The sequence below is a fragment of the Microbacterium sp. MMO-113 genome, assembly GCF_037148555.1.
Taxonomy (GTDB): Bacteria; Actinomycetota; Actinomycetes; order Actinomycetales; family Microbacteriaceae; genus Microbacterium.
Map to the genome: position 1 here is coordinate 684,918 of NZ_JBBCTD010000001.1, position 10,828 is coordinate 695,745.

At 69.6% G+C, this 10,828-nt stretch carries 9 protein-coding genes; 8 read left to right on the forward strand and 1 reads right to left on the reverse strand.

What is annotated here, in order from left to right; genetic code table 11:
* The first annotated feature begins 11 nt into the window (after positions 1 to 11).
* Together ilvC and WFJ36_RS03230 are read left to right on the forward strand one after the other, a co-directional pair.
* Positions 12 to 1,040, forward strand: a complete 1,029-nt coding sequence (ilvC, locus tag WFJ36_RS03225; protein WP_025103269.1) for a ketol-acid reductoisomerase — start codon at positions 12 to 14, stop codon at positions 1,038 to 1,040.
* 102 nt (positions 1,041 to 1,142) lie between these two features.
* Positions 1,143 to 2,408, forward strand: coding sequence for an alpha-L-fucosidase (locus WFJ36_RS03230; protein WP_336642628.1), 1,266 nt, complete (start codon positions 1,143 to 1,145; stop codon positions 2,406 to 2,408).
* Positions 2,409 to 2,427: 19 nt separating this feature from the next.
* Here the strand turns inward: WFJ36_RS03230 and WFJ36_RS03235 are convergent, their stop codons facing one another.
* Positions 2,428 to 3,579 carry an ROK family transcriptional regulator gene (locus tag WFJ36_RS03235; RefSeq protein ID WP_292790914.1) on the reverse strand — a complete coding sequence of 384 codons (1,152 nt, stop codon included), beginning with the start codon at positions 3,577 to 3,579 and terminating at the stop codon, positions 2,428 to 2,430.
* 199 nt (positions 3,580 to 3,778) lie between these two features.
* Here WFJ36_RS03235 and WFJ36_RS03240 point away from each other — a divergent pair, with 199 nt between their 5' ends.
* From WFJ36_RS03240 to WFJ36_RS03265, 6 genes are all read left to right on the forward strand, one after another.
* A complete protein-coding gene (locus WFJ36_RS03240) occupies positions 3,779 to 5,038 on the forward strand; it encodes an ABC transporter substrate-binding protein (protein ID WP_336642629.1) in 1,260 nt (419 codons plus the stop codon).
* Between the two features lie 43 nt (positions 5,039 to 5,081).
* Positions 5,082 to 5,987: a carbohydrate ABC transporter permease gene (locus WFJ36_RS03245; protein WP_025103273.1), complete on the forward strand. Its 906-nt coding sequence runs from the start codon at positions 5,082 to 5,084 to the stop codon at positions 5,985 to 5,987.
* Positions 5,977 to 6,891 (forward strand): carbohydrate ABC transporter permease, encoded by a 915-nt coding sequence (locus tag WFJ36_RS03250; protein ID WP_025103274.1) that lies wholly within the window; start codon positions 5,977 to 5,979, stop codon positions 6,889 to 6,891. The genes WFJ36_RS03245 and WFJ36_RS03250 overlap by 11 nt, the downstream gene beginning before the upstream one ends.
* Positions 6,888 to 7,862, forward strand: coding sequence for an ROK family protein (locus tag WFJ36_RS03255; protein ID WP_336642630.1), 975 nt, complete (start codon positions 6,888 to 6,890; stop codon positions 7,860 to 7,862). Before WFJ36_RS03250 ends, WFJ36_RS03255 begins: the two co-directional genes overlap by 4 nt.
* Before the next feature lie 65 nt (positions 7,863 to 7,927).
* Positions 7,928 to 9,475 (forward strand): M81 family metallopeptidase, encoded by a 1,548-nt coding sequence (locus WFJ36_RS03260; RefSeq protein ID WP_336642964.1) that lies wholly within the window; start codon positions 7,928 to 7,930, stop codon positions 9,473 to 9,475.
* Complete coding sequence (locus WFJ36_RS03265) at positions 9,472 to 10,821, forward strand: alpha-L-fucosidase (protein WP_071328466.1); 1,350 nt, start codon at positions 9,472 to 9,474, stop codon at positions 10,819 to 10,821. Before WFJ36_RS03260 ends, WFJ36_RS03265 begins: the two co-directional genes overlap by 4 nt.
* Positions 10,822 to 10,828 lie beyond the last annotated feature (7 nt).

The following is a 10,828-nucleotide window of genomic DNA, read 5'->3' on the forward strand; positions in this document are numbered from 1 at the left end:
GAGAGAAACCAGTGAGCACCGAGATCTTCTACGACGACGACGCCGACCTGTCCCTGATCCAGGGCAAGAAGGTCGCCATCGTCGGCTACGGCTCGCAGGGCCACGCCCACGCCCAGAACCTGCGCGACTCGGGTGTCGAGGTCGCGATCGCCCTCAAGGAGGGCTCGAAGTCCGCCGCGAAGGCCGAGGAGGCCGGCTTCCCCGTGAAGACCGTCGCCGAGGCGACCGAGTGGGCCGACGTCATCATGATCCTCGCGCCGGACCAGCACCAGCGCACGATCTACAGCGAGTCGATCGCCCCGAACCTGACGGCGGGCAAGACCCTGGCCTTCGCGCACGGCTTCAACATCCGCTTCGGCTACATCGACGCTCCCGAGGGTGTCGACGTGATCCTCGTCGCGCCGAAGGCTCCCGGCCACACCGTGCGCCGCGAGTTCGTCGCCGGCCGTGGCATCCCGGACATCATCGCCGTCGAGCGCGACGCGTCCGGCCAGGCCTGGGACCTCGCGCTGTCGTACGCGAAGGCGATCGGCGGCACCCGCGCCGGCGTCATCAAGACGACCTTCACCGAGGAGACCGAGACCGACCTGTTCGGCGAGCAGGCCGTGCTCTGCGGTGGCATGAGCCACCTGGTGCAGGCGGGCTTCGAGACCCTCGTCGAGGCGGGCTACCAGCCGCAGATCGCCTACTTCGAGGTGCTGCACGAGCTCAAGCTCATCGTCGACCTCATGTGGGAGGGCGGCATCGCCAAGCAGCGCTGGTCGATCTCCGACACCGCCGAGTTCGGCGACTACGTCTCCGGTCCGCGCGTGATCGACGAGCGCGTCAAGGAGAGCATGAAGGGCGTCCTGTCCGACATCCAGTCCGGCGCGTTCGCGAAGCGCTTCATCGAGGACCAGGACAACGGGGCCGAGGAGTTCCTCGCCCTCCGCGCCAAGGAGGAGCAGCACCCGATCGAGGCGACCGGCAAGGAGCTGCGTTCGCTCTTCGCGTGGAAGCAGCAGGACGAGGACTACGTTGACGGCAGCGCCGCGCGCTGATTCGACTCGCGAACGAACGGGCGTCCCTCCGGGGACGCCCGTTCGGCGTTTCGCGTGCCATTCACCGACGCAGACATCGGATGTCTGTGCCAGGATGGACGCATGCGACAGGAATGGTTTGATGACGCCCGCTTCGGCATGTTCGTCCACTTCGGCCTCTACAGCGGGGCCGCGCGGCACGAGTGGGTGCAGAACTACGAACGCCTCACCGACGAGGAGTACCGCCCCTACTTCGACAACTTCGATCCCGACCTCTTCGACGCCGCGGCCCTGGCGAGGACAGCCAAGGAGACGGGGATGGGCTACGTCGTGCTCACGACGAAGCACCACGACGGCTTCTGCCTCTGGGACTCGAAGCTGACCGACTTCACCTCCGTCACGGCGGTCGGACGGGACCTCGTGCGCGAGTACGTCGACGCCCTCCGTGCCGAGGGGATCCGCGTCGGCCTCTACCACTCGGTCATCGACTGGCATCACCCCGATTTCACGGTGGACTGGAACCATCCCCGACGCGACGACGAAAACGCGCACGCCCTGAACGAGGGGCGCGACATGGCCCGCTACCGCGAGTACTTGCACGGTCAGGTCCGCGAGCTGCTCACCGGGTACGGCGACATCGACTACCTGTTCTTCGACTTCACCTACCCGGAGTCCAAGGACGGCTGGGAGGGGAAGGGGCCGCAGGATTGGGATGCCGAGGCGCTGCTCGCGCTGTGCCGGGAGCTGCAGCCGGAGATGCTCGTCAACGACCGTCTCGGCATCCCCGCGGACTTCGTGACTCCCGAGCAGTACCAGCCGACGGCTCCGATCGTCCGCGACGGCGTGCCCCTCGTGTGGGAGGCGTGCCAGACGCTCAACGGCTCCTGGGGCTATCATCGGGACAACACCGACCAGAAGTCGCCGGTGCTGCTCGTGCAGATGCTCGTCGACTCGGTGTCGATGGGCGGCAACATGCTGCTCAACATCGGTCCGGACGGGCGCGGGGCAATCTCGCCCCGGGACGCGGCGACCCTCGCCGAGATCGGGGAGTGGATGCGGCTCCACGACCGCGCCGTGATCGGGGCCGGTCATGCGCCGTTCACGCCGCCCCGAGAGGGCGTGTACACGCTCCGCGGCGACCGGCTCTACCTGAGCCTGTTCAGCTGGCCGCTGGGCTTCGTGCATCTGCCCGGTCTTGCGGGCAAGGTCTCGTATGCGCGCCTGCTGAACGACGGGTCCTGGCTGCGTACGAGCGTCAGCGACCCGGACCAGCAGGCCGACCTGATGACTCCGGCGGGCGAGGCCGAGGGGACGCTCACGGTGCACCTCCCGGTACGGCGTCCCGACGTGCTGATGCCGGTCATCGAGCTGCGGCTGACGGGGGAGTGAGGCCGTCGGTGGCGACGGCTCAGGCCGTCGCCACCGGGATCTCCATGCCCTCCAGCGCGAGGCGCGCGGCGCCGTGCAGGATCGCGTCCGCGCCGGTGGCCGCGGCCTCGATCCGCAGGCGCTGGGTCGCGAGCGGGTGGCAGGCCTCGTAGACCCGGCTGCGCACCGCGGCGATGAACGGCTCGGAGGCGCTCATGCTCCCGGTGAGGAAGAGGGCGTGCGGGTTGAAGAAGTTCACGACCCCGGAGAGCGCCTGACCCAGGTGGGTCCCGGCGGTGCGGACGAGCGTCGTCGCCAGCGGGTCGGCGTCCCGTGCCAGTGTCAGCACGTCGGCCGTGGTGCGGACCTCGGTGTTGCCGCGCTCGCTCATCTGGCGGACGAGGCTCGCGCCGCTGGCCACGGTCTCCAGGCAGCCGGTGTTGCCGCAGGAGCAGGGGATGTCCCCGCTGCCGTCGATGCGGGTGTGCGTGATGTCGCCGGCTGCGGCGGTCGCTCCCCGATGGATGTGCCCGTCCACGATGATCCCGCTGCCGATCGCCGTGCCCGCCTTGACGGTGATGCTGTGCTGGGTGTGCCCGAGCTGGCGACGGTGTTCGCCGAGGGCGGCGAGATTGGCGTCGTTGTCGACGACGACGGGGACGCCGTGGCGCTCCGCGAGGTGCTCGCCGACGCGGAATCCGGGCCACCCCGGCATCCGCGATGGCTGGTCCACTGCACCGGTGGCGACGTCGACGGGGCCGGGCAGGCTCACGCCGATCGCGTGGACCCGCGTCTCGGCGAGCAGGCGCTCGAACACCTCCGACACTCTCTCCAGCGTGGCCTCCGGGCCGTCCGCGACATCGATCGCGATGGTCTCCGAGTGGAGCAGGCCGCCGCTGAGGTCGTGCCGCCCGATGCGGGCATGGCGCCCGCCGAGATCGGCGGACAGCACGATCCCGTCGCCGGCGATCCGGAGCACGCGCGGCCGTCGTCCGCCGCGGGAGGTGCCGGCCCCGGCCTCCTCCAACACGCCGGCATCGAGAAGCGCCTGCACGCGTAGGCCGACGGTGGAGGCGGCCACGCCGAGAGCGGAGGCGAGCTCCGAGCGGGAGCGGGCCTGCCCGCGCGCGACGAAGTCGAGGATGCGCCGGGTGTGCGGATCGTCGACGGGGGTGTCGGCGGGGTTCGTCATGGAGGCCCTTCGTCTCGGAGCATCGTCAGCGTAGCGGGGGTGTCGCATGTTTCGGGGGAGTGACGAATTATCACCACCCTATAAACATCGGATGTTCAGCTTGCGGCACCTTGCGAACTATGACAGCGTAACTTCATACGAAATCCTAATTGGTTAGTTCGAGTCTCGAAATAACCGTTCCCTTCTCAGGAGGCATTCAATGAAGAAGTTGCGTGTGGGGGCTGTCGCCGCTGTCGCGGGCGTGGCCGTGGCGATGACCGGTTGTGCGAGCAGCGGGGGATCCGGAGGCTCGGCCGACGGCGACACCATCGTCGTGGACATGTGGGCCGGCAGCGAGTCGGACGTCGACGCGCTGGAGGCGCAGATCGAGTTCGCGCAGAAGCAGAACCCGGACATCAAGATCAAGCTGCAGACCTCGCCGTGGAGCGACTTCTTCACGAAGCTCACCACCAACATGGCCAGCGGCAACATGGCCTGCATCACCGGCATGAGCGGTGCGCAGCTCGGCGGCTACACGGCGGGCTTCCGTCAGCTCAGCGACGAGGACCTCGAGACCGCGGGCATCGACTGGTCGGAGTTCAACCCGAGCGCCGACGGCATCCTCAGCTTCGAGGGCAAGGTCTACGGCGTGCCGTTCGACGTCGCCACCATGCTCGTCTACTACAACCAGGACATGCTGACGGCCGCCGGCGCCGCGACTCCGGAGATCGGCTGGACGTTCGACGACTTCGCCACGATCGCGGCCGACGCCACCAAGGACGGCAAGTACGGCTTCGGCATGGGCATGGGCGGCTACCAGTGGATGTCGATGCCGATCGCCTACTCCGCCACGCAGCCCGCCTCCGAGGACGGCACGCTGCACATCGACGATGAGGACTTCGTCGACGCGGCCTCCTGGTACGCGGGACTCGTCACGGAGAAGAAGGTCGCGGCTCCGGTCGCCTCCGCTTCCGACACGGGCTGGGGCGAGAACCAGTACACGGGCGGCAACGCGGCCATGGCCATCGACGGCACCTGGAACGCGGTCAGCTACCTCAACAACGAGTCCGGCTTCGCTGCCGGCATGGTGCCGCTGCCCGCCGGCGTGGACGGCAACCCCGGTCCGATCCTCGGCTCCGGCTACGGCATCGCGGAGAACTGCAAGAACCCGGAGGCCGCGCTGAAGGTGCTCGGCTCCCTGGTCGGCGAGGACGCACAGGACTACATCGCCTCGTCCGGCCGCTCGTACCCTGCCCGCATCTCGTCGCAGCCGCTGTACTTCGAGTCGATCGACGAGCAGTACCGGGACCAGGTCCAGACGGTGTTCGAGGCCGCGTTCGGCGACACGGTGCCGCTCTACATGACCAAGAACTGGCAGAAGCTCGACAGCTACATCCAGCCCAACCTCGTCAGCGTCTACAACGGCCAGATGACGATGGAGGAGCTGCTGTCGAACGCCCAGGCGCAGTTCGGCGAGTAAGCCGGATCCGGCCCGCACAGCAGTAACAGAGAAAGACAACGAGATGACGATCACGACGAGACGTCGAGGATCGCTCGCCAAGGTCGAGGGCCGCCAGGCGCTGGGTTTCGCAAGCCCGGCCCTGGTGGGCCTCGCCCTGTTCACGATCGTGCCCGTGGGGCTGTCGATCGTGATGAGCGTGTTCGACTGGCCGACCTTCGGCGAACGCACCTTCAACGGGGTGGACAACTACGTCAAGCTGTTCACCAGCAGCCCGGACTTCTGGCCCGCGCTGCGGAACTCGGCCGTGTACACGCTGCTGTACGTGCCGTTGAGCGTCGCTCTCTCGCTCGTGCTCGCCCTCGGCCTCGGCCCCCGCATCCGCGGCCGCGGTGCCCTGCGCGTCCTCTTCTTCATCCCCGTCGTGACCCCGATGGTCGCGAACGTCCTGGTGTGGAAGATGATGCTGCAGCCGCAGGGGCTCTTCAACGGCCTCTCGGTCACCTGGTTCGGCATCGAGCTGCCGAACTTCCTCGCCGACCCCAACTGGGCGATGATCATGGTCGTCGTCATGAGCGTCTGGCAGGGTCTCGGCTACAACATGCTGATCTTCTCCGCGGCCCTCGAGCAGCTCCCGGAGAGCGTGCTGGAGGCCGCCAGCATCGACGGTGCGCAGGGGTTCCGGCGGGTCTGGAGCATCATCATCCCGATGATCTCGCCGTCGATCTTCTTCGCGACGATCATGACGATGATCACCTCGCTCCAGGTCTTCGTCCAGCCGCAGATGCTCACCGGAGGCGGCCCCGGCAACGCCACCAAGCCGCTCGTGATGTACATCTGGGAGCAGGGCTTCACCTTCGGCGACCTCGGGCTCGCCGCCGCCGCCGCATGGATCCTCTTCGCGATCATCATCGCGATCACGGGCATCCAGTTCGCCGCACAGAAGAAGTGGGTGCACTATGAGCACTGAGACCCTCGTCCGGCCCACCGGCACCGCCCCGCGGCGTCAGCGCGAGCGGGAGCGGGCCCGCGGCGCGGCGACCACGCCCGGCGCGCGTGCCCGGCTGATCCTCGCGCACGTCACCATCTACGTCGCGGCGCTCATCTTCATCGCGCCGCTCGTCTACGCGTTCTTCTCGGCCCTCAAGCCGAACTCCGAGATGTTCTCGATGCCGCCGACCCTGGTGGGCTCCGAGATCCGCTGGAGCAACTTCGTCGACGTCTTCGCCTACGGACCGTTCCTGACGTACATCATGAACTCGTTCATCGTGGCGATCGGTGGCACCCTGGTCGTGCTCGTGGTGTCCACCACGGCCGGATACGCGTTCGGGCGCCTGCGGTGGAAGGGCAGGGACGCGGTGTTCGTCCTCTTCCTCGCCACGCTGATGGTGCCCGCCGAGGTGCTCGTCATCCCCATGTTCCAGGTCATGCAGTGGTTCAACTGGGTCGACACCTATCAGGCGCTCATCCTGCCCTTCGCGTTCGGCGCCTTCGGCACGTTCCTGATGCGGCAGTTCTTCCGCGGCATCCCGTACGAGCTGGAGGAGGCGGCCCGCGTCGACGGCGCCGGCCCCGTCCGGTCGTTCCTGCAGATCATCCTGCCGCTGTCGAAGTCCGCGGTCGCGGTGCTCGCGGTCTTCACGTTCCTGTCCTTCTGGAACAGCTACCTCTGGCCCCTCATCGTCACGGTCGACTACAACGCGCACGGCACGCTGCCCGTCGGCCTGGCGAGCTTCGCCGGCCTCACCGGCACCCGCTGGGACCTGCAGATGGCCGCCGCGATCATCTCGATGATCCCCACCACTCTGCTCGTGATCGTGCTGCAGAAGCATCTGGTCAAGGGCATCGCGATGGCCGGGCTGGGCGGACGATGAGCGCGGTCGGGCAGCAGACGGACGACCCTCGACGAACGACCACGGGCCTCGGGTCCGACCTGGCGTTGGCGGGGGTGGACATCGGGGGCACGAAGATCGCGGCCCTCGTCGTGGATGCCTTCGGAGTCGTCCTCGCACGCGGAAGCGTGCCGGCGCCCGCGAGCGTCGGCGGCTCGGCGATGGCGGATGCGGCGGCCGGTCTCGTCGCGCGGCTGGCGACCGAGGCCGGTGTCGCGGTCGCCGCGGTGGGGGTGGGTGCCGCGGGGGTCATCGACCACGAGAGCGGCACCATCCGCGCCGCGTCCGCCCTGTTCGCGGACTGGGCGGGTTTCCCGCTCGGCCCGGAGCTGGCGCAGCGCCTCGGCGTCCCGGTGCGGGTGGAGAACGACGTGAACGCCTTCCTCCTCGGAGAAGCCGCCGCGGCGGGTCCGAGCGTGCCCGATGTGCTCGGCGTGATGCTCGGCACGGGCGTCGGCGGCGCGCTGGTCATCGGCGGGGAGCTGCACCACGGCCCGCACGGCGCGGCCGGGGAGATCGGGCATACGCCCGGGTACAGCGACCTCGTCTGCACCTGCGGGCAGACCGGTCACCTGGAGACCCTGGCCTCCGGAACGTCGATCGCCCGGCGGTTCGAGGAGCGCACCGGGCGTCCGGTGGACGATGCCAGGGAGGTCGCGGAGGCCGCCAGGGCCGGCGACGCCGACGCCCGCGCGGTGTTCCACGACGCCGGGCGCGCGCTCGCCCTCGCCTGCGCGAGCGCCGCGACGCTCCTCGACCTGCCGACCGCCATCGTCGGCGGCGGGGTCACGGCGGCCTGGGACCTCCTGTCGCCGTCGATCGAGCAGACCCTGCGCACCGACGCCCCGGTGTCCGGCATCGCGCTGCGCATCGTCCCCGCCGTCCTCGGCGCCGACGCCGTCGCGCTCGGTGCCATCGAGAGCGCCCGGCGCGCCCTCGCCCCCGTTTCCTGACCACGACTGCGACCGCAGAGGAGAACAGCACCGTGACCGCACGTCCCGAAGCCCACGAGATCTGGATGGGGCCGCTGCCGCCGCTCGCCGAGGGCGGGCTCGCGCGACCCCGGATCGGCATCGGCGGCATCTCCATCGAGTCGAGCACCTTCTCCCCGCACATCTCGGGGGACGAGGCCTTCACGATCCGGACCGGCGATGCCCTGCGGGCGTACTACCCGTTCCTCGATGCCGGGCGTGAGCTCGCCGAGGCCGCGGAGTGGGTCCCGCTCACCCACGGCCGGTCGCTGCCCGGCGGCGCCGTGGATCCGGACACCTATCGTCGGATGAAGGACGCGCTCGTCGAGGGGATCCGCACACAGGGGCCGTTCGACGGCTTCTTCTTCGACATCCACGGCGCGATGAGCGTCGTCGGGATGGAGGATGCCGAGGGCGATCTGGCTCTCGCGGTGCGGGAGGCGCTCGGTCCGGGCACCCTCGTCTCCACGTCGATGGATCTGCACGGGAACGTCTCGGAGACCCTGCGTGACGCGGTGGATCTGCTCACCTGCTACCGCATGGCCCCGCACGAGGACTGGCTGAACACGAAGGAGCGGGCGGTGTGGAACCTGCTCGACCGTCTCCGTGGCCCGCACGGCGGCGACGTGCAGGCGCGGCGGCCCTTCACCGCCTGGGTGCCCGTTCCGGTGCTCCTGCCGGGGGAGAAGACGAGTACGCGGCTGGAGCCCGCGCAGAGCATCTATGCCGAGCTCCCCGAGATCGAGGCCTTGCCCGGTGTCGTCGACGCCTCGGTGTGGATCGGCTACGCGTGGGCGGACGAGCCGCGCTGCCAGGCCTACGTCGTGGTCACCGGGGACGACCGGGAGGTCATCGCCCGGGAGGCGGAGCGCGTGGCCCGGATGTTCTGGGAGGCGCGGGAGGACTTCGTGTTCGTCGCGAAGACCGGAAGCCTCGACGAGGCGCTGGAGGAGGCCCTGGCGTCCGGAGCCCCGCGTCCGTACGTGATCTCCGACTCCGGGGACAACCCGACGGCCGGGGGAGCGGGGGATGTGACCTGGACCCTCGCCCAGCTGCTCCGGCGACCCGAGCTCACCGACGGGACGCACACGACGCTGGTCGCCTCGATCTTCGATCCGCGGGCTGTCGCCGAAGCCGTGGAGGCGGGCGTCGGTGCAACGGTCACGCTGTCCGCCGGTGCCGCGGTCGATGCCGGGCCGCACGGACCGGTCGACATCACCGGCACGGTGTTCTCGGTCACCGACGGCGACCCGGACGCCGGCACCCAGGTGGTGATCGCTGTCGGCGGGCTGCACGCCATCGTGACCGCGCGCCGCAAGCCCTTCCACCATCTCTCCGACTTCCGGATGCTGGGGCTCGAGCCGACGACGGCCGACGTCGTGGTCGTGAAGATCGGCTACCTGGAGCCGGAGCTGTACGAGCTGGCGGCGGGATGGACGCTCGCGCTCACCCCGGGCGGGGTGGACCAGGACCTGCTCCGTCTCGGACACCATCGCCTGCGCCCCGGGGTGTTCCCGTTCGACACGACAGGCGACCCCGATCTGACCGCGGTGGTCGTGCGCCGCGGCGCCGACGAGGAGGACACGGCATCATGATGAACTTCGAGAAGCGCACCGGCCCCGACTTCGGTGCGGCGGCCCCGGTCTACCCCGCGAACGGCGTGCCGGACTGGTATCGCGACGCCAAGCTCGGCTTCTTCGTGCACTGGGGCCTGTACTCCGTGCCGGCGTGGGCCGTGCAGCACGGGGAGGGCGTGAACATCCCCACCGAGGACGCCTATGCGTGGCACCAGTACGCGGAGTGGTACGGCAACACGGTGCGCATCCCGGGCAGCCCGACGTGGGAGCGCCACCAGCGCACCTACGGCCCCGGGACCTCGTACGAGGACCTCGCCGACCGATGGGACGCCGACGCCTTCGATGCCGACGCCTTCGTCGGTGAGCTCGTGTCGGCGGGGGCGCGTTACGTCGTGCCCACGACCAAGCACCACGAGGGCTTCTGTCTGTGGGACACCGCCACGACGGGGTTCAATGCCGTCGCGCGCGGCCCTCGCCGCGACCTCATCTCCGAGTTCCACGACGCCACGCGGCGGGCCGGAGCCAAGTTCGGCGTGTACTACTCCGGAGCGCTCGACTGGCACGTGAGCGACTTCCCGCCGATCGAGTCGGACACCGACCTGTTCCGGTTCCGTCGCAACGACGCCCACTTCTCCCGGTACGCCGCTGCACAGCTCGAGGAGCTCGTGGAGCGCTTCGCGCCCGACGTGCTCTGGAACGACATCGAGTGGCCGGACGGCGGCAAGGGCACGGAGGACTACGCCGTGGCCGCACTGCTGCGGCGTTACTTCGACGCCGTTCCGGACGGCGTCGTCAACGACCGGTGGGGCGTGCCGTACCACGGCTTCCTCACCCGCGAATACACGGACATCCCGGACATCATCCCCGAGCCGTGGGAGTCGACCCGCGGGCTCGGCTACTCGTTCGGGTTCAACCAGGCGGAGGACGAGCGGCACTCGCTCTCCGGGGCGGCCCTGATCCGGCTCCTCGTCGACGTCGTCGCGAAGAACGGCAACCTGCTCATCAACGTGGGCCCCGCGGCGGACGGGTCCATTCCGGCGCTGCAGCGGAAGGCGATGCAGGAGCTCGGCGGCTGGCTGGCCGTGAACGGCGCGGCGATCTACGGCACGCGGCCCTGGACGCGGATGGGGGAGCGGACGGGGGCTCCTCGTCGCTACACCACCTCCGGGGCGACCGTGCACGTGCACGCGCTGGACCCGGCGGCAGGCGAGTTCGAGCTGCCGTCCGAGCTCGCGGGCGCTGCGCTGTCGTGGGCGGACGGGACTCCGGCCCAGACGTCCGCGGGCGGCGGTTCGACGCGCATCGTGATCCCGGCCGGACTCCGCGAGGCTCCGGTCGCCGTGCTCACCGCGCACGGCGCCTGACACCGGC

Bases quoted from the DNA above. Each gene is read 5' to 3' on its own strand.
- WFJ36_RS03230 (WP_336642628.1), top strand. From the start codon at position 1,143: ATGCGACAGGAATGGTTTGATGACGCCCGCTTCGGCATGTTCGTCCAC.
- WFJ36_RS03235 (WP_292790914.1), bottom strand. From the start codon at position 3,579: ATGACGAACCCCGCCGACACCCCCGTCGACGATCCGCACACCCGGCGC.
- WFJ36_RS03240 (WP_336642629.1), top strand. From the start codon at position 3,779: ATGAAGAAGTTGCGTGTGGGGGCTGTCGCCGCTGTCGCGGGCGTGGCC.
- WFJ36_RS03245 (WP_025103273.1), top strand. From the start codon at position 5,082: ATGACGATCACGACGAGACGTCGAGGATCGCTCGCCAAGGTCGAGGGC.
- WFJ36_RS03250 (WP_025103274.1), top strand. From the start codon at position 5,977: ATGAGCACTGAGACCCTCGTCCGGCCCACCGGCACCGCCCCGCGGCGT.
- WFJ36_RS03255 (WP_336642630.1), top strand. From the start codon at position 6,888: ATGAGCGCGGTCGGGCAGCAGACGGACGACCCTCGACGAACGACCACG.
- WFJ36_RS03260 (WP_336642964.1), top strand. From the start codon at position 7,928: ATGGGGCCGCTGCCGCCGCTCGCCGAGGGCGGGCTCGCGCGACCCCGG.
- WFJ36_RS03265 (WP_071328466.1), top strand. From the start codon at position 9,472: ATGATGAACTTCGAGAAGCGCACCGGCCCCGACTTCGGTGCGGCGGCC.